The sequence below is a fragment of the Pedobacter sp. MR2016-24 genome (genome assembly GCF_026239655.1).
In the GTDB taxonomy this organism is placed as follows: domain Bacteria; phylum Bacteroidota; class Bacteroidia; order Sphingobacteriales; family Sphingobacteriaceae; genus Pedobacter.
On sequence record NZ_JAPIVO010000007.1, the window covers coordinates 57,470 to 83,403 of the forward strand.

The 25,934-nt window shown below is 43.5% G+C and carries 21 protein-coding genes; 5 read left to right on the plus strand and 16 right to left on the minus strand.

What is annotated here, in order from left to right:
• Positions 1-5: 5 nt before the first annotated feature.
• The 3 genes from OQX62_RS18725 to OQX62_RS18735 all read right to left on the minus strand — a co-directional run bounded on the left by OQX62_RS18725 (position 6) and on the right by OQX62_RS18735 (position 4,320).
• The gene (locus OQX62_RS18725; RefSeq protein WP_265833152.1) at positions 6-1,523 is read right to left on the minus strand and encodes a hypothetical protein; all 1,518 of its coding nucleotides are present in this window, start codon (positions 1,521-1,523) and stop codon (positions 6-8) included.
• A 12-nt stretch (positions 1,524-1,535) separates the two neighbouring features.
• Entirely contained in the window at positions 1,536-2,897 is a 1,362-nt protein-coding gene (locus tag OQX62_RS18730) for a DoxX family protein (RefSeq protein ID WP_265833153.1), read from the minus strand.
• 640 nt (positions 2,898-3,537) lie between these two features.
• Positions 3,538-4,320: a DUF1269 domain-containing protein gene (locus OQX62_RS18735; RefSeq protein ID WP_265833154.1), complete on the minus strand. Its 783-nt coding sequence runs from the start codon at positions 4,318-4,320 to the stop codon at positions 3,538-3,540.
• Between the two features lie 223 nt (positions 4,321-4,543).
• Between OQX62_RS18735 and OQX62_RS18740 the strand changes: the two genes are divergently transcribed.
• Complete coding sequence (locus tag OQX62_RS18740) at positions 4,544-4,789, plus strand: hypothetical protein (protein ID WP_265833155.1); 246 nt, start codon at positions 4,544-4,546, stop codon at positions 4,787-4,789.
• Positions 4,790-4,947: 158 nt separating this feature from the next.
• On the opposite strand, the gene OQX62_RS18745 is transcribed toward OQX62_RS18740, so the two are convergent.
• Positions 4,948-5,634: a substrate-binding periplasmic protein gene (locus tag OQX62_RS18745; protein ID WP_265833156.1), complete on the minus strand. Its 687-nt coding sequence runs from the start codon at positions 5,632-5,634 to the stop codon at positions 4,948-4,950.
• A gap of 150 nt (positions 5,635-5,784) precedes the next feature.
• On the minus strand, positions 5,785-6,510 hold the full coding sequence (locus OQX62_RS18750; RefSeq protein ID WP_265833157.1) for a DUF92 domain-containing protein: 726 nt from the start codon (positions 6,508-6,510) through the stop codon (positions 5,785-5,787).
• A gap of 91 nt (positions 6,511-6,601) precedes the next feature.
• Here OQX62_RS18750 and OQX62_RS18755 point away from each other — a divergent pair, with 91 nt between their 5' ends.
• Entirely contained in the window at positions 6,602-7,780 is a 1,179-nt protein-coding gene (locus OQX62_RS18755) for a BamA/TamA family outer membrane protein (protein WP_265833158.1), read from the plus strand.
• Here OQX62_RS18755 and OQX62_RS18760 read toward each other — a convergent pair.
• The 5 genes from OQX62_RS18760 to OQX62_RS18780 all read right to left on the minus strand — a co-directional run bounded on the left by OQX62_RS18760 (position 7,777) and on the right by OQX62_RS18780 (position 17,251).
• Positions 7,777-10,338, minus strand: a complete 2,562-nt coding sequence (locus OQX62_RS18760) for a DUF5686 and carboxypeptidase-like regulatory domain-containing protein (RefSeq protein WP_265833159.1) — start codon at positions 10,336-10,338, stop codon at positions 7,777-7,779. The genes OQX62_RS18755 and OQX62_RS18760 overlap by 4 nt on opposite strands.
• 110 nt (positions 10,339-10,448) lie before the next feature.
• On the minus strand, positions 10,449-11,375 hold the full coding sequence (locus OQX62_RS18765; RefSeq protein WP_265833160.1) for a helix-turn-helix domain-containing protein: 927 nt from the start codon (positions 11,373-11,375) through the stop codon (positions 10,449-10,451).
• 62 nt (positions 11,376-11,437) lie between these two features.
• Positions 11,438-12,538 carry an efflux RND transporter periplasmic adaptor subunit gene (locus OQX62_RS18770; RefSeq protein ID WP_265833161.1) on the minus strand — a complete coding sequence of 367 codons (1,101 nt, stop codon included), beginning with the start codon at positions 12,536-12,538 and terminating at the stop codon, positions 11,438-11,440.
• A gap of 22 nt (positions 12,539-12,560) precedes the next feature.
• Positions 12,561-15,845, minus strand: a complete 3,285-nt coding sequence (locus tag OQX62_RS18775; protein ID WP_265833162.1) for an efflux RND transporter permease subunit — start codon at positions 15,843-15,845, stop codon at positions 12,561-12,563.
• Between the two features lie 11 nt (positions 15,846-15,856).
• The gene (locus OQX62_RS18780) at positions 15,857-17,251 is read right to left on the minus strand and encodes a TolC family protein (RefSeq protein WP_265833163.1); all 1,395 of its coding nucleotides are present in this window, start codon (positions 17,249-17,251) and stop codon (positions 15,857-15,859) included.
• Between the two features lie 259 nt (positions 17,252-17,510).
• Here OQX62_RS18780 and OQX62_RS18785 point away from each other — a divergent pair, with 259 nt between their 5' ends.
• Positions 17,511-17,717 (plus strand): hypothetical protein, encoded by a 207-nt coding sequence (locus OQX62_RS18785; protein WP_265833164.1) that lies wholly within the window; start codon positions 17,511-17,513, stop codon positions 17,715-17,717.
• On the opposite strand, the gene OQX62_RS18790 is transcribed toward OQX62_RS18785, so the two are convergent.
• Genes OQX62_RS18790 through OQX62_RS18815 form a run of 6 tightly spaced genes read right to left on the minus strand, consistent with a single transcriptional unit; the run spans position 17,695 to position 23,674 of the window.
• Positions 17,695-18,324 carry a class I SAM-dependent methyltransferase gene (locus OQX62_RS18790; protein ID WP_265833165.1) on the minus strand — a complete coding sequence of 210 codons (630 nt, stop codon included), beginning with the start codon at positions 18,322-18,324 and terminating at the stop codon, positions 17,695-17,697. The genes OQX62_RS18785 and OQX62_RS18790 overlap by 23 nt on opposite strands.
• Positions 18,325-18,335: 11 nt before the next feature.
• Positions 18,336-19,241, minus strand: a complete 906-nt coding sequence (locus tag OQX62_RS18795) for a hypothetical protein (RefSeq protein WP_265833166.1) — start codon at positions 19,239-19,241, stop codon at positions 18,336-18,338.
• Between the two features lie 28 nt (positions 19,242-19,269).
• Positions 19,270-20,136, minus strand: coding sequence for an NAD(P)-dependent oxidoreductase (locus tag OQX62_RS18800; RefSeq protein WP_265833167.1), 867 nt, complete (start codon positions 20,134-20,136; stop codon positions 19,270-19,272).
• A 2-nt stretch (positions 20,137-20,138) separates the two neighbouring features.
• Complete coding sequence (locus tag OQX62_RS18805) at positions 20,139-20,600, minus strand: RES family NAD+ phosphorylase (protein ID WP_265833168.1); 462 nt, start codon at positions 20,598-20,600, stop codon at positions 20,139-20,141.
• 8 nt (positions 20,601-20,608) lie between these two features.
• On the minus strand, positions 20,609-21,055 hold the full coding sequence (locus OQX62_RS18810; RefSeq protein WP_265833169.1) for an antitoxin Xre-like helix-turn-helix domain-containing protein: 447 nt from the start codon (positions 21,053-21,055) through the stop codon (positions 20,609-20,611).
• Between the two features lie 60 nt (positions 21,056-21,115).
• A complete protein-coding gene (locus tag OQX62_RS18815) occupies positions 21,116-23,674 on the minus strand; it encodes a M1 family metallopeptidase (protein ID WP_265833170.1) in 2,559 nt (852 codons plus the stop codon).
• 138 nt (positions 23,675-23,812) lie between these two features.
• On the opposite strand from OQX62_RS18815, the gene OQX62_RS18820 reads away from it, so the two are divergent.
• Positions 23,813-24,832, plus strand: coding sequence for a sensor histidine kinase (locus OQX62_RS18820; protein WP_265833171.1), 1,020 nt, complete (start codon positions 23,813-23,815; stop codon positions 24,830-24,832).
• 2 nt (positions 24,833-24,834) lie between these two features.
• Positions 24,835-25,911 (plus strand): histidine kinase, encoded by a 1,077-nt coding sequence (locus OQX62_RS18825; protein ID WP_265833172.1) that lies wholly within the window; start codon positions 24,835-24,837, stop codon positions 25,909-25,911.
• Positions 25,912-25,934 lie beyond the last annotated feature (23 nt).

The following is a 25,934-nucleotide window of genomic DNA, read 5'->3' on the forward strand; positions in this document are numbered from 1 at the left end:
CCCATTTAATATTTTCCTGCGTTCAGTTGACCAGGTTTTAAGGCATATTTTTTATCCAGACGCCGGAGCACAACGTATACCGAGTCCTTATGCTCATCCACTCCACTGAGTACAACTTCTTTACCATCTGTTGTCCTATAGTTCAATACCATCGTATTCCTGTCCGTTTCCTGGGCACGTTCACTCGTAATCCCTTTCTTTCTCCTGCCGGTGAGTCCATCAGGCTCCAGCAGTTCATATTCCTGCTGATCTGATAAAAAGTTTTTATAGGTACTTTTCTTCTTTTTCAACGAAGTCTTAGCTGCCAGCGCAAATTCATTCGCTCCCCTGTTTTTATCCTGGAGATACAATACCTGGTTGACCGTATCTGCTTCATAATAAAAAACCCGTCTGCCACCGGCAACTCCTGCCAGTTCGAACGTACGGTTAATATCCCGCATTGGCGAACCGCCACCGTTGGAAAGGTCGAGCACCACAGGCTTATGCTGCTTAAAGCTGAGGGTGGTCCATTTTTCAAAGGTTACATCCTGCCACCTGAGACTGTCCTGCGGACTATAAGGTATGCTGACATTGTTGAGCCTGAATTCTTTCACCTGGTAATACCCCCTCAGCTTAGCAATACCTTTTGCTGCCGGCTGTTTGTAGGGGTCATAAATAAAGTTGTTGAGCTGGACATAGAAAAATACAAAAAGGAATAAAACAATGACACCCGTTTTGAGAAAGATGCGCGTAAGTTGCAGCCAGCGTTGCTGAAGCTGAATATTAAAATTAACAGGAATAGTATAACGTTCCCTGATCAACAGGTTATAAATTTTAGGAATGTCCTTCGCAATCAGGAATGCCGCAAAGAGCACAAAATAGGAACTGTAAACATGTACACCGCCATCATAAGCGAAATTCACATACACAATATCGCCCAATGCGCCGAATAAGATAATTGCACCCAGCGTAGCCGTTTTGCGGAAAAAGAGTAAAACTCCTGCGCTAAGCTCCACAACTCCTGCAAATACCTGGTACCATGGCACAATACTGATCGAAAGCCAGTAAATTTTCTGTGCGGTCAGATCACCAAAATTGGTATTTAATATACCCGTCGACGGATAGGGCATTTGTACCGGCAATACCTTTGTAAAGGCAAAACCAATGATCCCGATAGCCGCCCTGTACCTGATGATGACCGTTAACCAGTAATATAATACATTATACTCGTTCCTCTTTTTATCGGCCAGCGACCAGATAGTGCCACCGATAATCGCTGCCACAAGGAGAATCAGCCAGTCGGCATAACCGTAATAACCAGCCCCCCGGGTGAGTGAAGGCTGAAAACGGGCAATATCATATAAATCTCTGTAATGCAGACTTGTCCAGTCGAACGTAAACACCTGTGTATACCAGCCCGGATTTTCGGGGATGGACATCAGGATAAAAAATATAAAAGAGATACGGAACAATACCTTTTGATAAGGCTTCCAGATCAAAGGTGGCTGGCTGTACGCATCAGCCGTTATGTTTGTGGCAGACATCTTATAAAAAAATTAAAGTTTCAAACTACCTCTGCGCCCCTTTTCGGAAGCCTTGAGTAAATATATCTTATGGTTCTTTTGAAGGATCGCTGCTACTGCTTTACCATTCACATTACCTTTAAGAATGACGGTCGAATCTGGCTGAAGTGCATAAGACAGCTGGCCGGCATTTTCCCCGGAATGGGTCAGATCCTTCAGGATCAGCACCTTTTTAACGGTATCAGCCTGATAGCTGTAATAGTGGCGGCCTGTTGTGGCGGTCGACTCAAAAGCGTCCCCTCCATCCTGCGCAGGAATCCCTTCCCTGTTATCATTTACAGGCGAATAATAGGTATTGATCTTAATACTGAGTGTAGCCCATTTTTCAAAAACCACATCCTGCCAAATGGTATCGATCAAAGAAGCAGGTAAAACACGTCCATCCACACTAAAACTATTAACCGTATACAATCCAGCCAGTCCTTTCAGTCCGGGTGATGTGCTGAAATGATAATTGCCCCTTACCGCTGAACGGTAAACGCCAATGCCATAAAAAACTACAAAAACCAGGACTACAATGGATTTGAGGCCCAAACGCAGTTTTTTCGCCCTGCCGCTCCACTGAACAGGAACGACTACCGGTGCAACTGGTTTAGCTAAGATGAGCAGGTTGATAATTTGTTCTGCATAATACGCAACAATAAACAAAGCCAGTATCACGAGATAAAAGCTATATACCACGTCTCCACCCTCATAGGCCAGATTTGACATGAAAACATTGCCCGTAAAGAAGACGATAATAATTGCACCAACCGGAGCTGTTTTCCTGAACAGCAGGAACAGACCTGCCAGTAATTCTATTGCTCCCAGAAAGGATTGATAGCCCGGAACAATACCCAGACTCAGCGAAAAAAGCCTCCAGCTGGTGAAATCACCATAAGGTGTATTTAAACTGCTGACAGAAGGATAAGGTGCCTGCAGTGCGAACAATTTCAGCCATCCGTAAGCGATCACCGCAACCGCCAGCCGGTAGCGCACCAAAACAAGCAAATAATAATAAAGCCTTGCATAATTAACACGCTGTTTATCCCTCAACGACCACACTAAGCCGCCCACGAGGGCCAGTAAAAAGATAAAACCCCAGTCGGCAAAACCCGCCTGTCTCCAATCCTGCGCAGCATAATCTGAACTCGTAAATTGTGGTGTATACTTAGCGATATTGAAAATATCCCTGAAGCTCAGGTGGAGCCAGTCTATCCCCAGCAGGTGCCGGTAATATTTCCAGTCCAGCGGTACCGCCTGTAAAAAGAAATAGATAAAACTTATCCTGAAAAGTACTTTTTGCCATCCCTTCCATTCAGCGCCTGTAAGCTCAGGCTGATCTATTGTTGCCATTTCAATATTGATTAATGGATCACCTGCTGTAATCCCTGCCGTAATTTCTGTTGTTGATTTGACCTGTTTGATGGCATGCTGATAAAATCAGGACATAGCCCTGCACTCCGCTATTTCAGCGCTAAACCATAAACAGAAAAATAGTAATGATACCTATCTGGAGATACCTATGCTGAAGAACATCAGCAACAACAAAAAGAACAACAACAGTACACAGATCTGTGTTGAAAGAGCGTAACATTAAGCTTAAGTAATTGTGCTTCCATAGTGGTTCAAAGGGTAATGATTACAATTTGATCTGGCGGTACATCCCGCTAAACCGTGGTTCTGGAACCAAATATAGAAGAATAATTAAGAACATACAATTAATTCTACTAAATAAGTAGTATTAATATGAAATACGTATAAAATGTCTGGTTACACAGACCCGGATGCATCATTACCACAGGTAATTATTTTATGATAATTATGCATGCCTGGCCCTCTAAAACCTGGCACTGTACAGGTATGCAATACGCAAAAAAAGGCTTGTGTTAAATTTCGACCTGCAAGATTTTGCCCTTCAGCAAAATGTTGAGACGAAATTTAACACAAGCCTTTTTTTATTCTTAATCGTCAGCAAGCAGCTTACAATAAATTATTACCTGTTCTCCTTCAACTGTGCTAACCTGGCTTTTTGTTCTGCTATACGACTTTCCAGCCTGTCATGCTTCTCTTTATCATGCAACACCTTATCTACACCGCGATCCAGATGATGGTGATGCTGATCCACCCACTCCGTATACTGACGCTCCTGGTGTTCATTCTTACCATTAAACTTATCCAGTAATGACTCCCTTTTAATCTTTAACAGCAGCAACTTCTCATTCCATGCAGATTTATCATTCTCGTCCGCTCCCAGATATCCGGTCTCCGCATCAACAATTTCCGCATTTACCTGGTCAAGTTCTGACTGTGCATGAACAAATACATCATCATTAATCGGCATCCGGTATATATCAGTCGTAAACGGCTGCAACGCTGTATCTACAGGTGTTTCCCAATCTTCCCAAACATGCGCCACCAGAACAGATCCGCCAGCAGGGATATTTTCAGAAACCCGGTCCAGGTAGTCTGAAACTCCTTCTGCCCTGACTGTATCTCCCGCAGCACCGGCAACCATTCCCGCTCCGATACCCACCAGGAAACCCAATGGTCCGGCCAGCAGACCAATCAGACCACCAATAATACCTCCCCCGATTGCACTATAACCTTCCGCCTGGTCTTTAGCAGAGCGAATAGCCACACTGCCGCTGGCATCTTTGCTTAAGACATATGTTTCGCCCAGAGAGATATCCTGCCCGGCTGCTAATTCCTGAATTGCCTTTAACCCTTTAAATGCATCTGTTTCATTGAGAAACAAAGCCTGAATCATTTTTTCCATTGTATATAAATGTTAAATAACATCCATATAAGCAGAAAAGGGGTCTCTTTGTTTGCGGGATCTGTACATTTCGCCGGTAATCAGTTGAATTTTAGCCCTGTGAAAATAAGCGTTCGTCCTCCTAATCCTATACGTTCGTGTAATGAAACAGGCCCTTCGTGTAAAATATTTTTTTATTGAAATACCATGCTATAACTTTAATACCATCACCAAATTTATAAATATGATGAGATACTTAGCCATAAACATCAACAGTAAATTAGACCAGGAATGGTTTTACAGATGCCATTCTGTATTGGAATGCTACAATTATTTTGACCGGTTAGGTCCGGGACACGGTCCGAGAGCAGCTATCTTTGACGTCGTGATGAATAACTTTTTATGGGTTGCAGAAGCGCAGCTGGATAACATGGTACAGCTGAACGCAATTGTGTTTGGCGCGATTAAGGATTCGAAAGTAAGAAATTAGGGCGTTGTAGTTCCTAGCCAAGCGGACAATTTTTACATCGCTTACCCCTTTTGTACTTTTCACAGCAAGTCTTTTTCTTTTTAGACTTATCGTCGTGTTTCGACTTCTTCTTATCTCCCGATTTATTTCCCACGCTCTTATTTTTTATTTAGTGATCATCAGATCACTAATTGAATCTGCTTAAACCATTTATCATGGATGGTCTGGTACGTTCCATTCGCCATCAGCAGCTCCAGTTTAGCATTAATTTCATTTTTCAGTTCAACATCCCCTTTTTTCATCGCAATTGCATAATTCGACTCCGTTTCGGGCATAAACATACCTATGTGAAGTGAGGGATGTTTTTTCAGGAAACCTCCTGCAATTGGCGAATCATCTATCAGTACATCTATCCTGCCTGCCAGTAATTTCTGGTATAATTCGTTATTTGTTTCAGCATGAACGGTTACATTTCCCGGAAATTGTGCCATCACATACTTTTCTGCTTCAGTAGCTGTCCTGATGCCTATCTTTTTGCCCTGAAAGCTTTTGATATCCGTTAAAATATTTCCTTTTTTGATGACCGCACAGAGTTGGAAAGCCAGATAAGGTTTACTGAATTCCAGGATCATCTGGCGCGATGTGGTCATGGTAACGGCGGAACAGATCATGTCAAGCTCTCCTTTATAAAGCTTTTCCAGTATATCTGCCCACAATGAAACTTCATAATGTAATTCAAGATCCAGCAATGCTGACAATTCTTTGATCAGATCTACCTCGAACCCTTCAAATAAATCAGAATTATAATCGCTGTGCATAGGAAAGGGAGCGGCAGAATCTAATCCTATTTTTAGTGTATGTTTCATTTAATAAAGTTTACCTTGTTTTTATCTCATATCCGGGAAGAACCAGCTTAAAAAAACACCCAACCGTGCTTTTTAAGCTTAATTTAAGGAATGATTTTCACAATTGCGGCAAGATATAGATTTAAGATGACGATTAAAGTCAAAATTTAATTACACAGTGATCATATAGTTGATTAACAGGCAGAAAATCGACGCGACCAGGGTGCTCAGAAAATTGACGGCATCATTACCCAGATATCTCCGTCGTTCAAGCAGCGCGCCTAATAGTGAATCTGCAAAATTTCCAACCACTGCAGCAAGCACAATGATCATAAAATTACTGATATCCCAGCCGAAACCAATACTGTACATGATCGCAATGACTATTGCCCCTGCAATGCCGAGCATGGTCCCTTCCAGGCTGACGGCACCATCAAGGCCCCGCGATTCCTTTCTCCAGGTGATACAGTTATAAAATGATCTGCCATATAACATACCCAATTCTGAAGACAAGGTATCCGCCGTGGCAGAGGCGATACTTGCTGCGAGCATCAGCTGGAATACAGCCGCATGTACGGGGAACAGGAATGCCAGCAAAGCCAGCAGTGTTGCCATTCCTGCATTGGCGAGTACCTGTGCAGGATTCCGTTGTACCTGATCTTCCCTGCGTTCAAAACTTTGCTTGTCTGCCCTGCCTATACCTGTGGCCAGGGTTCCCATCATAAAAAAGGCGGTGAGCAATAATAAGCCCGTGTAGCCACTGCCCGCGTAAATAATGAGTCCGCAGCAGGCACCAGTAATCGCAGCAGCAGGCGTTAATTTCTGTTTCCAGATACTGAAAATAACACCGAGCGCGATTAAAAAGAATCCGGGATATAGAGACGGGTTGAAAAGCATGGCCTAAAGTTACAGGATTGTAAAGTATTTTTGTAGTTTTATCGCTCAATATGCGCTTATTTTGAGACTACAGCATTACGTAAAAATAACATTGTCAGCGCTGATTTTCTTATCCATGGTGCTGACTGCCGGCACTGTCCGGGGACAGACAGATATAGCTGATGTTTTTAACAGGGTTTTGAAGAGAAAAAAACCTGCAGATACAACGGCAAAACCGGCGGGCAGCCTGGTTTTATTGCCCACCATAGGCTATACGCCCAGTACGGGCTTTCAGTTTGGTGCCGACGTATCCGGCACACGTTATTTTGGAAATCCGGAAACGACTACCCTTTCAGTTTTTGATGCCTATGCGGCACTATCTACCGGTGGCATGGCGATTCTGCAGATCAAACACAACATTTATTCTTCAGGGAACACATGGAACTTACAGGGAAACTGGAACCTGGGGAAAACGGTCATGCTGGATCACGGGATTGGTACAACCGGTACTGACCCGGGACTTTTCACTTTACGCTACAGATTTCTGAACCTGAATGAGAATGCTTACAAGGAACTGTTTGATCATTTTTATGCAGGTGTGGGTATCTCTTTCAATTATTATACAAAAATAGATAATCAGTCGCAGGACAGCACTCATCCCGAAAGTTTCAATGCTGCCTACAGCCTTAAAAATAGTTATTCGCCAGATAGTTATTTTGCCAATGGGATGTTGCTGAACTTCCAGTACAATACGCGCGACCAGCCCTACCGCCCCTATAAGGGAATCTATCTGAATGTCCTGCTGCGCAGCAACCGGACCTGGATGGGCAGTGAAAGGAACGCCGTACAGCTGCGGACGGAACTGCGGAAATACTGGAGCCTTTCTGCTAAAAATCCGGAGCATGTGCTGGCGTACTGGTTATGGGGCTCTTATCTTTTGAATGGATCGATTCCCTACCTGGAGTTGCCCGGAACGGGAAGCGACAACGATCAGCGTACGGGTCGAGGTTATACGATAGGGCGTTTCAAAGGGCCGTCTTTTATGATCAATGAAGTAGAATACCGTTATCCGCTTACCCGCAATAAATTAATCAGCGGTGTGGCGTTTTTCAATGCAGAGACGGCCAGCGACCAGTCGGGCACAAAGCTCTTCCAACACCTGGAGCCCGGAATGGGCGCGGGTTTAAGGATACTCTTTAACAAAAGCACACGTACCAATCTCTGCCTGGACTACGGATTTGGCAATTACCATTCTAAAGGCGTATTCGTGGGACTCAACGAAGTTTTCTAGAATTCGAACTGTACCTTTGCCCGCAAACCCCATTTCGAAACATCTGGGTTTTCCAGGTAATTGAAGCGTCTGACCACATCAAAACGTAAAACCTTAAAGATGTTACCAACCCCGGCACTGGCTTCCATATATGGCTTTTTGCCCAGTGAATAGGTAATAGGCACACCGTTTTCATTAACCGGGAACTGTAACAGTTCCGGATTTTTATAAGGATTGTTCTCCTCCCTTAAACCGCCATAAAGACCTTTAAAGGTGAGATACTCTCTCCACTTTAATTTCCTGAACAATGGAATCCTGTTAAAGATCAGGCCATTGAAATTATGGTCTATATTGAGACTTACGTAATGATCACTCACAAACTCCTGGAAGTTCATCATGTTATAAGCATATACCTGGTAAGCATAAGTCAGATTGGCCGGATGGATAGTCAGCAAAGGGAAAGGCACTTTACCGGATACATATCCGCCTTCTACCCTAACGTCCGAACGGCCCAGCTGAGATAAATAAAAACGTTTATCGATTGTCCCGACCAGGTTATGGAAGTTATATTCACCCCCGAAAAATCCTTTGAAACCCCGGCTGTAATTCAGTTCAAATACAGGATATTTTTCCACGAGTCGCTCACGGAACCGCTTACCCTGGTAAAACCGCTCCTTTGGTGCGAAACGCAATTCGAGGTTTAATTCTGAGCTGGTAATCTGCTCTATACCATTTTCCTGACCGTTGACCAGATTGGAATAAGTCAGCACCCCTGCTGGTCGCTGGGTCCACTTTCTGAAACCTGCATTGAAAGAGAAGTGGTTCGCATATTCCTGCATGTATTCCACCTTATAGAAGTCATTGTACAAAAACCGGTTGTTCTGTCCACGCGTAAATGAGGAAACAAAATTGTCTTCCGGCACCAATGTTTTGGACTGGTCGCCGGGCTCATCTATATCCCGCTGTACAGTGGCACGGACAAAACTTTGCGGAAAGGTATAGATCGATTTATTGTTGAATGCATACGCCCCACTGAATAAACCTTTCCATTTTTCATCCTTAAATCCGTAGGCACCATAACCCTCCAAATAAAAACGCGTACTGAAATCTGTTGTCGTACGGCCGCCGAGTCGCATTCTGAAACCTTCTACTTTGTTGAAACTGTAAAAGCTGTAGAAAGGACCTACTTCTACAGGTCCGAATTTTTTATAACCGATGAATAATATGGAGACCACGTCCATCATTCTTTTGAATGACTTCATTTGTCCGAGACTATCGATATTGCCGTAAATCTTCAGCTTTACATTTGCTGCCGTATCCAGCCGGTTTGCGGCCCAGAACTGATCGGAACGTTTTTCTGCATCAGGAGCAACAACCAGCGCTTCACCTTTATATAAAGTATCCGGCTGCGGCACATTGGTCTGGTAATCTTTGATGACCACCGATCTTTCGCCGACAAAGCCCCTGCCCTTTTCGGCACCAAGACCAAAGTCCATCAGTAAATGACTTTTATTCAAATGATACTTTTTGGAAGAGTCCTGCTCAAAGTTCAACTTCACTTCCAGTGCCCTGATAAAGTTCATGTTGACATTTTTTCCGATCTTCAGGAAAGCATCCTGTACGGCATAATTTCCATCCATTGTGATGTAAATCTTGCCTTCAAACAAGAGTGCGTTTTCATTCCTGGGAATAAAAGATAGTTCTATCAGCTGCGGTGAATGCGTTTTGATGGTATCTGTAATGAAAAATTTATAAAAAGCAGGTGCACCGTCAGCAATGGGACTCAGGAACTGGCTATTGGTAAATACGATATTGTTTTTGTAGATATCCACATCAGCATACATCCTTTCGAAGTAATTGCCCAATGCGTTATTGTCGACCAGGTTAGCGTCGAAATTCACATGTTTATCCGCCAGCATGATAACCTTTGTCTTCTCCGGATTTTTCCGGTAATAATTCTGCGAAAGCCGCTCCCTCAGGTAAACAGGCAAAATGGTTTTACCACCTACCTGTGTAGAGTCCTGCTCATCAAAGAGGAACTGGTATTTACGAAAGACCTTTTTGTTCTTGAATTTATCCGAGAGATTACTGAGGGAAAACTGCATCCAGTCATACTGCTGGTATTGTACAGCAAGATCACTCTGCATCCTGTTCAATGGTTTATGCGCAATCACTTTATGAATCAGCTCCACCGCAGGATTGTCTTTATTTTTATAACGTGCTTTTTTAGCCGAGCTGATACTGACTTCATGGAGACTTTGTGCCTCTTCCTGGAGTTTGATATTCAGGACCTGGGTTTTTCCCGGTACTACAGCGAGCACGAGTGATTTATATCCCACGTAATTGACCTGGATCTGGTTATAAGGAGCAGCACTGCTTAGTTTATATTTACCTTCGGCATCGGTTTTCGCAGCAATCTTTGAACCCTTATACGAAACGGTAACATATGGCAATGTACTTTTATCTTTAGCATCAGTCACGATACCTGAAACCACTGTATGCTGTGCTGCAGCTTTGGTGGAAAAGATAAATAATAATGCAGCTAATGAGTAAAAAGACTTCTTTTGAATATCAATCATAATGGAAAACGCCTAACCCTAAGTCTTTTTAAATTGTAATGTGCGACAACAACGCTAATTAAACAAAATAATTACACATTTTGTTGTTAATTAACGTTAAAACGTATGAATTAGTTTTTTTCCTGGCGGACAAGCACATTTTTTTCGCGGAATGACTTTGGAATGGTCAGGGTATGGCGCTTGAAAAAGGTATTGAAATTAGCAGGATATTCGAAACCGAGGCTATAGCCTATCTCAGCAATATTCCACTCCGTATGTTTCAGTAATGCAATAGCCTCATTGGCGATACGGCTTGAAATATGTTCTGATGTAGTTTTTCCGGTCACTTCTTTTACCGCATGGTTAAGGTGATTCACATGGATAGACAGCTTCTCCGCAAAGTCGTTCGCCGTTCGCAGTTCCAGCACGTGGTCTGCAGAATAAATGGGAAACTGTCTTTCCAGCAATTCAAAAAACAGCGAGGCAATGCGCGAGGAGGCATTTACCAGTTTCACCTGGCCCTCTGCAGGACGGATTTTTATGGCCTCATGGATGAGCAGATTGACATAATTACGAATCAGGTCGTATTTATATATATAGTCGGAATTAATCTCCGTCAGCATTCTTTCGAAAATCTTGCTGATATGCTGCTCCTGTTCCCTGTTCACAAAAAGCACAGGATTATCCTGGATCTTTGATAAGATAGATTCGTGAAAAGGCGCTGCCCGTTGCCGCATAAAGTTCTCCGTAAACAGGCAGAAATATCCGCTTTGAAATTCTGAAGTCGTTTCCCATGAATAGGGAATCGTTGCATTATTGAATAAAAGCGCCGTGCCGTCCACTTCAATCCGTTGGTTGGGATAGTGTAAAACCCCTTTTCCAATGATTAGGGAAATTTTGTAAAAATCTCTCCTGTTATAGGGAGAAGGATTGAGTGAACAATAACCGAAACGTTTAAAAACATTGAAATGCCCCGTGTTGGTCACTCCATTCAGGCTTGGAATAGTAACATCCGGCCTGTTGGTCGAGAACATTTCATAAAATTCTAACAGAGACATGCTTTTTTTCACGCCTTAAAATTGCAAAAATTCTAAGACGTGTTTTATTTTTTATTGTAATATTATGGTTTGATTACCATTCCCGGATGAATTTCCTCGTTTGCTTCGGTTACAAGCAGGTCTCCCTCTTTTAAATCGCCGAATATTTCGATTTTATCTCCATTTTCTCTGCCCTTTTTGACTGTAACCTTCGCAGCTTTGTTATTTTCTGACCTGATGACATAGATTCCTTCGGCACTTTCTACAATGGCGGACTTAGGGACAACAAATGTACCGGCATTTGCAGGTAGCGGAACAGATACCTCAGCAATCATTCCCGGTAAAAGCTCTTTTGTCAGGTTGGGCACGTCCATCTCCACCCGCTCAGCACGTAAACGTGCATCAAGCGCACCTGATAAACGTTTGACTTTCGCAGTGAACAAGGCTGATGGTTTTGATTTGACGGTGAAGGTGATGGCATCTCCTGCTTTAAGGTAGCCCGTATATAATTCAGGAATGGATATCGCCAGTCGCAGGTGTTTCTGCTCCTGTAAAGTAAACAGCGGCAATTCGGACCCTTTTCCGGTAGGACCAACAAATGCGCCCAAATTCACATTTCTGGCAGAAATAATACCACTGAAAGGTGCACGGATTTCGAGGTAGTTCCGGATACTGCCCACTTCTTTATACGATGCCCTGGCTGCACTCAGCTGAGCCTGATCTGAGTTCCTTTTTGCGATAGCCTGGTCCAGATCGTTCCTGGAGATCGTACCCGGAGTTTTACTGGTTTCAAATAAACGGTCATAATTGGCTTTACTCGCCGTATAAACTGCTTCCTGGGATTTCAGACGCGACTCTGCCGCGGCCAGTTGTGAAGTCAGCTCGGGAGCCTCCAGGGTCATCAGCAACTGACCTTTATTTACTTCTGTACCAATATCCGCTTTCAGCGATTTTACAAAGCTGCTCACTTTCGCATATAAATCCACCTGCTGATAAGCAATGAGCTCACCCGGCATTTGCAGTGCAGTCGCCATTCTCTGACTCTGGAGTGTAAAAGTCTTTATCTCTGGTGTTTTTTCTACAGCGGTGGCTTCTTTTTTCTCGTCATGTCCACAGCTGCTCATGAACAGAGCCGCTGTACTGATGGATATGATGGCTGCGCTTCGGAATAGTATTGTCTTCATCTTGTGATATGTGCTTAAAATCTTATTTATGTGCTGATAAACCGTTTATAAAATGGGTGCTTTCTTCATCTTCAGGATCTAATGAAGGTGAGCTGGTGCCTACATTCCCCTGGATCCACGCGAATACCAGCGGTAATATAATCAATACGGCGAAAGTTGAAAAGATCAGTCCGCCGATTACCGCACGACCCAGTGGTGATACCTGGTCGCCCCCCTCTCCATGGCCGATAGCCATAGGGAGCATCCCCATTACCATTGCCACACTGGTCATGATAATCGGTCGTAATCTTAACCCTGCAGCTTCCCTGGCAGATTCCAATGCATTGCCATTCACCTTCCGGAGTTCTTCAGCATTGGTAATGAGCAGTACCGCGTTTGCAATGGAAACGCCGACTGACATGATAATCCCCATATAAGACTGGAGGTTAAGCGTAGATCCTGTTAAGCTGAGCAGAATTAAAGAGCCCAGCACTACCGCAGGGACTGTCGCCAGGATCACCAGTGGTACCCTGAAAGACTGGAAGTTAGCTGATAGCATCAGGAAAATCACGACGATGGCGATGAGTAATCCTGTTTGCAGGCTGTCCAGTGTCTCATCCAGCACTTTTCCCAGTCCGATCTGGCTGATCGTTAATCCTCTCGGCAGTTCGCCAATAGATTTTATCGCTGCAGCCACATCCTTATTTGCAGCACCTAAATCTTTTTGATTCAGGTTGGCGGTAACGGAAAGATAAGGCATTGCACCTACGTTATCATTTTCACCATATGTTGTGTCTGGCGTGATCGTGGCCACATCACTCAGTGTAGGCCTGCTGTTATTTCTCGAGACAGGTATCTCTCCCATATCCGCTATGCTGGACATCTGGTTGAAGGGCACCTGCACCTGTACACTGTAAGAAAGACCGATTTTTTCATCTACCCAGTTATTTTTATCTGTATAGCGGGACGACGAGGTGGAAGCAATCAGTGACCGGGAGATATCGTTAAGGTCAACCCCAAGCTGTGCTGCCTTGATACGGTCGATATTAATGTTTAGTGAGGGGTACTTGATCGGCTGTGCCAGTTGTACGTCACGCATATAGTCGACCTCCTTCAGTTTTGCCATGATCTTAGCGGCGTATTCTTCGTTCAGCTTTTTGTTTTTTCCGGCAATCCGGACCTCGACAGGCGTTGGCGATCCCTGACTCAGTACTTTATCTGTCAGCTCGATCGGTTCGAATGACAGCTTCACTTCGGGCATTATTTTCCTGATATGCGCACGCAATTCATCTTTGAACTCGTCCATATTGGCATGGTAATCTTTCAGTGAGACCTGAAATACTGCCTCATGCGGACCGCCCATGAATAAATAGATCGGGTTCACGGAGAACAAGGCGGGATGCTGACCGACGTAGACGGAGGAAATGCCTACATGCTCTGGTCCTACCATTTTTTTCAGTTCTGCCAGCACCTCATTTGCTTTCTCTTCAGTACGCTCCAGCCTGGTTCCGTCGGGCAGTCTTAAGCGCAGCTGAAACTGGCTGGAATTTACTTTAGGCAGTACATCACGACCGATATTGAGCAGTAATAAAGCCGCAGCGCCGATAATAACAACCACATAGATAATCACTGCCGCTTTGCGGAAGACAAACAGACGGTCCAGCATTTTCATAAAACCTGTTCTGAACCTGTCAAATAAAGTAATCTTACCATCGTTATTAAAATCATTACGCTCTACCAGGATCTTTTTCTGGTTCAATGTAGCCTGCTCAGATTCCAGTGTAAGTCCCGTCTGATTGAAAGCATCTTCGTCATCTGTGATCGCAGGATCCGTCTTCACATGTTTGGCAGGATGAGCGACCATCAGCCAGTTGGCCAGCACAGGTACAAAAGTCTGCGACAACAGGAAGGACACAATCATGGAGAAACCGATGGCCAGTGCCAATGGAAGGAACAGGGCCCCTGGGATACCCGTCATTGTAAATGCAGGCGCAAACACCGCCAGGATACACAGCAGGATAAGGAGTTTGGGAAAGGCAATTTCCTTACAGGCATCCCAGATGGCGAGTGCCTTCGGTTTACCCATATCAAAATGCTGGTGAATGTTCTCTATCGTTACGGTCGACTCATCCACGAGAATACCGATGGCGAGTGCCAGGCCGCTGAGCGACATAATGTTGATGGTCTGTCCGAATAATTTGAGGAAAAGTACACCTGCTATAATTGAGGTAGGAATTGTCAAGATCACAATAAAAGCTGCTCTTTTATCCCCTAAGAATAACAAGACCATTAATCCCGTAAGGATTGCACCGATGGCACCTTCACTGATGAGACTTTTTACGGCATTGATGACATAAACTGACTGGTCAAATTCGTAAGATAGTTTTACATCTTCCGGAAGCGAGTTTTGTATAACAGGCAGGTTCTCTTTCAATTTTTTAACTACTTCCCAGGTGGAAGCATCTCCTGATTTCGCGATACTGAGGTAAACGGACCGTTTTCCGTTGATCAGCGCATAACCGGCGGTCGCATCTGCACCGTCTTTTACCGTTGCCACATCATGGAGATACAGGTTTTGGACACCACCTTTAAACAAAGGGATATTCTCGAAATCTTTGACTTTCTGGATGGTATAGTTAGTTGGCGTGAGGTAGTTTTTATCACCGATACGCACATTTCCCGGAGGCGCAGTCTGGTTATTTACCTTGATGGCCTCCACGATCTGGTCGACCGTCAGGTTATGCGAACGCATCAGACCCGGATCTACGTTAATCTCTATTGTCCTCGGACTGCCACCAAAAGGTGCCGGCGCGAGTAATCCGGGAATTGCCGTGAAGGAGGAACGCACATAGGTATTCGCTAAATCCTGCAGTTCATTATTTGTGCGGATGGGGCTGCTCAGCACCAGTTGTCCGACCGGCAATGAAGAAGCATCAAAACGGATTACAAAAGGCGGCTGGGATCCCGGAGGGAAAATTGCCTGGGCACGATTGGACAAAGCACTTAACTCTGAGGCGGCCTGGGCCATATTGGTTCCCTCATAATAAGTGAGCTTCATCAGCATCAATCCCTGGGTATTTTTGGTTTCAATGCTTTTGATACCATTGGCAAAAAGCAGGATATTGATATAGTTTTTAGCAAAATACGATTCCATTTGTGTTGGTGTATAACCACCAAAGGGGTGTGCAATGTAAATTACCGGAAGATTCATCTGCGGCAGGATATCGACTTTGATGGTTCTCATCGCGCTGATACCGAAAAACAGCAGGCCCGCGACGAACACCATTATGGATATGGGCTTGCGGAGTGCGAAACGTATTAAATTCATGGATGGGCGGCTTAAAATTCGTTAATAAAAATGTTGTAATCTCCAGTTGCGGCGGCTTTAAGTAATAAAGCCTGCCAAACGTTCGTATAGGCAATATCACGGTCGGTTTCTGCCCTGTTGAGCGCATACAATGCCTGAGTGAGATCTACAATAGTGGTTAAACCATTTTTGTACAGCGTACTTTTCTGGAGATAGGCCTGACTGGCAGCTTTTACCTGCACCGGAGCCTCGTTATAATTGTCCATCGCATTCCTGATTTTACTTTCTGCCAGTACGAGCTGTGCATGCAGTTGCTGATCTGCCTGCTCATATTCATTTTGCAGCCCCGCAGTAGTATAACGTTGCGCACGTACCTGCGGCGCATTGCGCAAGATAGTGGTCAGGTTCCAGGTCAGGCCCACACCAATAAGGTAGTTACCGCGTGTGGGGTTAATACCGTCGCTATAATTTTGTGTAAATGCATGCTGATTATTGATATATTCTGAACTGAAACCAGAACCCCTGCCCTGCATTACCCCGATCAGTGACAAGGTAGGATAAGCCAGTTTTTTGTAATAGTTGATTTGCTGGTTGCTGACATCTACCCTGTTCCTGTAAAACTGCAACAGCGGGTGCGTACTCAGATTGGCAGCAGTATCATTAACCAGTATCGATTGGGGAACATGGTTAATCGACGCAGTATCTACTGTAAAACTGGTGGAACTCAGCCCCATCAATATGCCCAATTTATTGGCCTGCTCCTGCTGCAGATCAATGGCCTTGGTTAATGCAATCTTTGCACTGGAAACTTCTGCATTCGCCAAAGATGAATCGACACCAGCGATCAATCCGTTTGCAGCACGTATCGCTGCGTTATTTTTAAAGATAATGGCCCGCTCCAGATTTTTTTGCTGCGACCTGGTCAGCCGTTGTGCCGCGAGCAGGTTAAGATAAGCGGATGAAACACGGATTTCATGCTGGAAAATTTCCTGTCCCAGATCGTTTTCATCCCTTTTCAGCACTGCTTTTGACACATTGATCCGCTCACGGATTCTGCCGAATGTATAGAAATCCCAGTTGATATTGCTGAGATATAAGGCGCCGAAAGCAGCGCTCCAGTTTTGCTGCGCCAGCGCCGGGCCGGAGGAGGCTGTACTTAAACCGCCACCTATTGCACCCAATGGACCGTTTACACCATTAATAGTACCATAATCCTGTTGTGCGGACAGGGTTAGGTTAGGCAAATATTCACGTTTACTCTGCTTCAGGCTTTCTTTGGATGCATTTACATAATTACTTTTTGCTTTTAGCGTACCATAATTGGTCAGGGCAGTATTTATGGCTTCCTTCATATTCAGCGTTTGCGCTGACAGCGAATGATAAAAGAAGAAAGAAAAGGCAAGCGTAGAGAAAGATATTTTGGACATCTTCAATCTTGTTAAATTAATTTGTGTGTATGTGGGTTCGTGTTTGTTGTACACAGCAAATTTATGCGGTAACAGGTCTAAGAAAATATTCTTTTCAAATCAATTATTATTAAAATCAAATAATCCACATTAAAATGAGATTAAAGCTAAATCATATGAGCGTTGATATAAACAGCAGGACAGGAGTGCGAAATACAAGTCTTGGATCGATAATTGCAAGCTGCATCATGAATATCTACTATGATGGTTCAATAAGCATATGAAATTATATCAATATATTTTAATGGCTACCAGTTCAGCAGTAAATAAGTTGTTTACTCCGCAATTTTTGAAAACTACCAAATTATTAAGTAAAGAACTACCTGTTGCACAATGGTTCAATGAGCTGGGCTGGATAAATAAAAAAACCAATATACCCGTACTGATTCCTGTACCAGTTCGTTTTACGGTTTTTGGTAAACGATAGACTGAATAAATTTACCATAATAGTATTGCTCCTGCAGAACCCGGTATCCCTTGTCAACAAAATACCCTTCTGTATGGATCAGTGCTTTTGCTTCCACATCAGACACCTGTCTGAAAAACCAGTACATCAATTTAAGCAGGTACAGCTGCCATATTCTGCCTGATCTTTTTGTATAATAAAAATCAGTGAATAGCCAGAATCCCTTGCTGTTGAGTTGTGTATGCAACTGATGAAATACCTGAACCACCTTTTTTTCCATAAAATTATCAAACAGGAATGCGGTGATTACCACGTCGTACATCCCCCCGATGCTGAATTCTTCTATGGGGGAATGAATAAAGGTGACTGCATGATTTGCTGTATTTCTTTTTTTCGATAACTCCAGCATCTTTGCAGAAACTTCTACATAAGTAATGGTTAATCCGGTACGGTGTACTTTGGAAATCTCTTCTAAAATCCAGCCTGTGCCCCCGCCAACGATCAGAATTCTTTGGCCTGCTGAAAGATAATGCAGCTGGTGGAGCTGCGCTTTCACCTGTGAACGGAAGAAAACCATCCTGCTTAAGGTATCATAAACGCTGGCTATAGGATCGTAATTATTAGGCATAAGGAGCAGGATTAAATCAGCAGCATTCCGCAGATACCACAGAGGGCTTTAACCAGGATCAACCCATCAATCACGATGAGATAGTAAAATATATTCTTCCTTTTATTCATGGAATAGGCCACGACTGCAGTGAGCAAAAAGGGGAAAAGATTCAGTAAAATCCGCTGTAAAGGAAAGTGATTCAGGGAAAAAAACAACAATAAAGAAAGCATTCCCGTGAATAGTAATGGCAGGAGAACGTAGAATATTGTTTTTTTTAGTCCTATTCTGACGACAAAAGTTTTGAGCTGTCTGTTGGAGTCTATTGCATAATCCTTCATATCAAACATGATGGCGTTAACTGTGCAGAACATCCAGTTCTTCACAAACAGGAATCCCCAAAGGGTGGATTCAGGTACATCAACACCGCTTTCTATCTTTAATAATATAATAGGCAGCAAATTAGCTGTCGTAGCCCATACAAAACCAATAATAAAAGGCTTCAACCAGCCGGTGTTCCTTAAGTTGAGGTTAAAGAAGAACACCGGAACGAGTCCATAATACAGTACAGCCATCCCAAGCATGGTGAGCACGATCAACCAGTATTTCAGGGGAAGATGAAAGATCCCCTGACAGTTAGCTATGGCCAGATACAAGACCAGCAGAACAGTGGTTATACTCAATAATAGCTGGCTCCATTTGATGAATGTTTTATGTTTGGCGTACCACTGTGTACGTGGGTTTTGTGCCTGACTATTTGTTGCACCCATATAGGCATAGGTATAGTATACGATGGGCGCAACAAATAACAAAGCATAATAGCTGAGGGAATTAAAGGGAATTCTGAGCTGTAAGGTAGACTCTATAGTTAATGCTACAGCGAGCAGGCCTATGAAATAGTTTCCGAAAAATATAAACCTGATGAATTTTAATCCCATTATGCCTGTTGCTGAGGAAGGAAATTATTTATGCTTTTAAATACCTGAGCACGGCAATCATATCCTCTTCACCAAAACCTTTTTCCACCGCTCCGGCAAGGGTTTGGCTTAATGCCCCGCCAATAGGTGTATCCATTCCGTTTGCTGTGGCCAGCCTGATATCTTTAGCGAGCAGCTTAAGTGCAAATGCCGCCTTATAGTTGTTGCTGACAATGTTTTCTGTTTTCAATTTGGTCAGACCGCTGCCTACTGCGCCGGCATTGATTAAAGGGAGCAGTGCCGAGGATTGAATTCCATTTTTTTCTGCAAATATTACCGCTTCGGCCAATCCCTGGGCCGTAATTCCCAGAAACAGGTTGATTGCCAGTTTAGCCACATTTCCAGCCCCGTTAGGACCAAGTAAGGTAGATAGTTTGCCCATGGCAGCAAACATTGGCTTTGCCTTTTCGTATACCGCTTCTTCTCCCCCGGCAAGGATAATCAGTTGTGCTTCTTCTGCAGGTTTTACGCTACCTGACACAGGCGCATCCAGGTAATCTATACCTTTTTCGCGGCAAAGCGCAGCTAATATTTTTGTGGTTTCGGGAGAGACCGTACTCATGTCTATAGCGATGAACTTATGCGATTGTACGGCGGCCAGCAGACCGGTTTCACTCTGGTAAACCTCTTTCAGCGCAGCATCATCACTCAGCATCGTGAAGATGAAATCTGAGCTCCCTGCAAGTTCTGCAAGGGAAGCTGCAATTTCCACCTTTACTTCAGCCTGCAATGCTTTTGATTTTTCCGGATTACGATTATATACGGTGACCTCAAAACCAGCTTTCACCAGGTTTTTAACCATAGGATTGCCCATGTTTCCCAAGCCTATCCACCCTATTTTGTTCGTTGTGCTCATATTTATTTTTTAAGTATTTCTTCGATCCTGTCATCAGGAACCAATGCCGTAACGGCAATTATTTTGATATGTTTGAAATCTGGATGGAGTGTGTTGATCACGTAGTTATAACAACCCGGCATTACCGCTGAGGGGACTTTCAATACAGGTACCCGCATATCGTCAAACCATTTATTTCCTGTGGGCTGACAATGGCTGTAATTGTAGGCGTTCCGCCAGTCGGGATCCAGCGCGTTTTCATCCACGGCTTCGATGTGCAGGTCATCAGGTATGTCTATGAATACCGTTTTGAAATCATCGTTAAAACCAACGCCCTGTCGCCTGATCATGCTTTCCAGAAATGCCAGCGGGATATTTTCTGCACAATATATTACATGTTTCCCTGCAGAGGCCCATCTGCCGTTTACGCCGGAAGCCACCAGTGCAGCTGCATAATTTTTGTGTCCGATTCTAAATGCAATCATTGCGCTGACTACATTGCATCGCCATAGGCGATTTTCATTAATTCATCAGCAACAAGGTCTACACCTCCCGGGGTGCTCAACCAATCCATAGGCCGTTCTTTTGAATTCCAGAACGGTTTATTCAGCCAGTAGCTAAACTCGTCTACGGTGCCAAACAGCCCTACACCTTTTTTGTATAAACCGATCAGTTTTAGGAGATGCTCCCCATAAACGGGTTCCAGTAGTTTTTTTTGCTCTTTATAATTGCTGATGGTACGGGAGGAGATATTCAGCAGATCTGCTAATGATTTATTAGAAATATTGATCGCTTCAGCAAAATCATAAAACAAACCTGGTTTTAAGCCCTGCCTGGCATATTGAAAGACCTTCATATCATCGCTCACATCTATCGCGTTAAACTTAATATGGAGTGTCTCTGTCCTTTTATCTGAAAGTAATACTGGTTGAATAGCCATAATACCTGATTTTAAAATACTAATATACGAATAATTTCAATATCGATATCGAAATTATTCTCAAATATTTTCTGCCCGGAATAAATTATCTGCTGCCTGCAGTATTTTGGCTTTGAGTTTAGGATTATAACCGGGATGAGTTTTAATAAACTCCCTTACTATAGCTGCCGCTGTCTTACTCTGATAGGCGCCAAATGTAGTCTGCAACCAGGATTGCGGAAAAAAGATATCGCCCGTTACCTGTATCTCTTCCAGTAAAGCGAGACTCTTTGCCAGGTAACGAACGGATTCCTGCTGCCTTAAAGGATGGTGGAGATAATATAAGGCTGCCAGTACGTTAGATTCCTTTGTACGGTTTGACTGCTGACTAAGGCTGCTGAAAAACTGATCCCGCTGCAGCGGATCAGTTGATACGGCCGGCATTATAAATTCAAAGCGCTGTTTACGGTCAGGATTTGTAATACGACCCTTTTGCAAAATTAAAATACTTTTATCCGCATCATCCCTGACTGCCAGTGAAAGGGCGAGACTGGTAAAATCATCTTCGGTGAGTTTAATTCCTTCAGGCGCCTTCTGCGTTTTCCAGATGGTATACAAACGATCCCGCGCAGCCTTGCTGAGAAAAATATCCTGCAGGCTTTTAAATAACAGCTTCCTGTTGTTAGCGCTCTTTTGCAGCAGCATCGCCTTCCATAATACCGTTTCCAGTTCAGCAGCAATTGTCTGGCGCTGACCAGCATTGATAAACTGCCAGTATAAGGAGCTGATATATCCAGTCAGCAGTTTGATATTTAACTCCTCCTGCTCCTGCGCCAGTCCCTCGCTGAACAATTTTAACAACGCTGGCGGCTGCATCGTCTTCGCACTGAGTACACGTTCATACAATGAAATATAGGCTGTTGCGCGATGTAAAGGGCTTTTCATCGTGAACAGATGATCGGGCAATGCCGGATCCACCGGCCATTGTGCATAACCGTTCCCGGAGGAATTAAAGAGAACAAACAGGGGTTTATCTAAACCTTTAGCCTGCTCCGCATCTTGTTTAGCTGCATGCAGGTCAATGTGAACAACTTTGGTAGCATCAGGGTAAAAAAGGGTAATATCAAAAAATTGTGGCCAGATGCGATTTTTGCCATATTCTGCTTGCTGAAGGAAAGTGAATCTGGTGATTTTCCCCTGCTCATAACTGATGTGGTAATCGATCACCGGTCTGCCGGTTTCATTTACCCAGACCTTGTTCCATTGCTGAAGATCGGCCTCCGTATAACGGTCGAGGATCCTGATGAGGTCGGGCCATGAAGCATTGCTGTTTGCAAATTTACCCAGATATTCGCGTACCCCTGCCTGAAATTTGTCTTTCCCCATTAATTGTTCCAGCTGCTGCATCATGACAGGCGCTTTGTGATAAATGATATTACCATATAGCGAGCCGGCATCTTTGAGGTTGGCGAGCGACTGACGGATGGGGTTTGCACCGCTAGTCCGATCCACCGCATAGGCTGCAGGAAAGTGGTCTACAAGAAACTTTAAATCATATGCTTCCTGACTACCTGCAGCACCTGTACTTTTATCAGCCATGAAATTAGCGAAAACTTCTTTCATCCATACATCAGAAAACCAGCTCATGGTGACCAGGTCGCCGAACCACATATGGGCAGATTCATGTGCGATGAGGTTGTTCCGCGCATTTACCTGATCTTTTGTTGCCCCGCCATCCAAAAACAGTGTAGCCGCTTTATACTGGATCGTACCCGGGTGTTCCATCCCTCCGAACTGAAAGTCCGGGATAGCAACAAATCCGAATTTCTGAAATGGATAAGGAATGCCTGTCCAGCGCTCATAATATTGCAGTGAAGTGGTATGTATGGCAAAAATATCTTTAATGCTATGCCTGATTTTGGCAGTATCTGTCTCCCGGTACAGAAATTCAGATTTTTTATCGTTTACGAGACCTGTTACTTCCTGGAATTTACCAGCTGCAAAAGCAAATAAATAGGTACTCAACAGATCAGAGTTTTTAAATCGGTAAGTAGTCGCGTTTTTTTCCGCCGTTTTGTCCATCAGGTCTGCATTCGCTAATGCCGACCAGTCGGACGGAATCCGGAGGCTCAGCAAATAGGTAGCCTTCAGGTCAGGCTGATCAAAACAAGGAAAAACAGTTCTTGCTCTATCGGGCACAAACAGCGTATATAAATAATCTGCATTTCTGTTTAAAGCACCCTCTCCTGCTTCGAAAGCTATCCGCACTTCATTTCTTCCTTTTTTTAAAAATTCAGGAGGGAGGATGAGATGTTCTTCTTTGTGCGTAACCGGCACCTTTATTCCATTCACCAGCAGGCTTTTAATTTTGGCGGGATCTTCTTTAAAGTCAAGTAGTAAAGGCAGTACTGTGGCACTCAGCTCAAACGTCAAAATCTCGTTTGCCGGAACTGGCTTATTCCTTTCTGCGGGGATATCAAAATCCAGCGTATAATTGATAGCTGAAAGTAAGGCTTTACGCGAAACCGCTAATTTGAGACTCACGCCTTTCTCTAATCCCGGATCAGTATTTATTTTATGTGATGCACAGGAGACCAGGAAAAAAAAAGATAAAAGCAGTAATTTTTGCAGATGAACCATGTTGCCAATTTAATGAGATTTCGCTAAAAAATACCATATTTGCTAAAGCATAAATAAAAATACAATCCGGAATTGAATCCCACGACACTAAAAAATCAGTTTGACTCTAATTTTAAAGGCTATAAGTGGCTCTTTCATATGGCATTCTGGGTAATTATCGGCATTATTCTTTTTTACACGCTGATCAGTAGTGCGAATTCGTTAAACTATCCGCTGGAACGTTCAATTTTAGCAGGATCAACCCGATTACTGACCATATTTCTGTTATCCTATACTTTTTCATTTTTTGTAATGCCTGTCTACCATCAAACCAAGTTCGGTTTCTGGTGGAAGACGATACTTCTCATGCTGATCGGATATGCGATACAGATTGCAGGATTACAACTGGTTAATCTCCATTACCCAATCAGCAGCCAGTCGGTGGACATGAGTATATGGGGGATGGCTCAGCGTTATCTGTTTACCTTTATCGCCTTATTTGGCACTTTTATCGCTTTTTGCTACTTTCTGGATATCTACGAACGGCAAAGGCAGATTCAGTTACTCTCACAGTTCAAAACAGAAAAAATTGCATTGGAGAGCAGCTTTCTGAAATCGCAGGTAAATCCGCACTTTTTATTCAACACCTTAAATAATATTTATGCATTAAGTCTGAAAAAATCAGATCAGACACCCGTCATCATAGACCGGCTGGAATCCTTACTTCACTATATGTTATACGAATGTAAAGCTGACACTGTGCTTTTAGCAGATGAATTTACCTTTACCAACAGCTATATTGCGCTGGAAAAGCTGCGCCACAGAGAGGACCAGTGTGTAGTGAATGTGAACATTACAGGAGATGTTAACTATCAATATATTGCGCCATTATTACTGATTAATTTCATTGAAAATGCTTTTAAACATGGGACGAAAACAAGTTTCGGTAAATCATGGATTAATATGGCGGTGAGTGTAAATTCGGAATCGATGCATTTCAACCTGCAGAACAGCAAGCCATTACATATCTCCACGAATCAGCCTATCTCAGAATATAAGGGAGGAATCGGACTTAAAAACGTGAAAAGAAGGCTGGAAATCCTGTACCCTGGTAAACATGAACTGGAGGTAAAAAATATGAAGGATAGATTTGAGGTGAATTTAATGATAGACTTTTAAGCGTGAGCACTTTCGTACAACAGGAAATCAACAACAGAAACCGATGGGTTTATTTTACCAGAGGCCGATGGATTGCTCATGCCCTATACTGGGCCTGGGTTTTGTTTTTCGGTACTCTTGGGCGATTAGAACAACCAATTACGCCATCAGTAATCTTTGTAAACTTTTTCCTGGCCAATCTGCATATTGCTGTATTTTTCTACCTATATTGTCTTTACCTGATCCCCTATTTTTTTAAAAGGAACAAAAACACACAATTCTGGTTGTTGTTGCTCCTCATTTTCTTTCTGTTACCTGTTTCAGATACATTTTTTAATTTAACTTATCTCAATAACTACATGCCGGCAGATGAGCGCTTACCTACAGATTTCTGGCCGGCCTATCTGAATACAACTTATCTCTACTTAGGCAATTTCATGCTCTTTAGTATGATGCTCTTTTTCATGGAGAAAAATGAAGAAAATAATTTGGTGGTGGAGCTGGAGCAGGAGAAAAAAGCAATAGAACTGGTCAAACTTGACCTGCTCAAAACAAATATCAGTCCGGATTTTATGATGCGCTCTTTATCACAGTTAAAAAGGGCAGCGACCGTTCCTGAACCCTATACGCCGGAATCAATAATTACATTTTCTGAATTGCTGCGCTACCGTTTATACCGGGGTAAACAACAGCAAACACCTCTTAGTGAAGAAATTGAAGCTTTAAAAACATTCATCAATTTTATTAATTACGATCAGTTACACAATAACCTAAAAGCAGATTTGCAGATAACTGGTGATCCTGCCGGCAAAGATGTTGCAGCACTGGCACTAATCAATGTACTGGAACCTTTCTGTAAAGTTATTCCCGATGAGGCGGCCGACTTAAAGCTCAGCATACAGATTTTAACAGCGACCTTACTGTTGACGATCCGCTATGACAAAACCGCAGGCGAGGCATTGGTGGCTGACCTCAAACAATATGGACAAGATTATATCGATCTGTATGGCAGCACCGTACTGTTTAACTTTGAAAACTGCGACGATGCCACCTGTAAGATTGAGATGACCCTGCCGTTGCTGTTGAATGATGGCCACTAAAATCAGCAGATCCGGGATTCCCT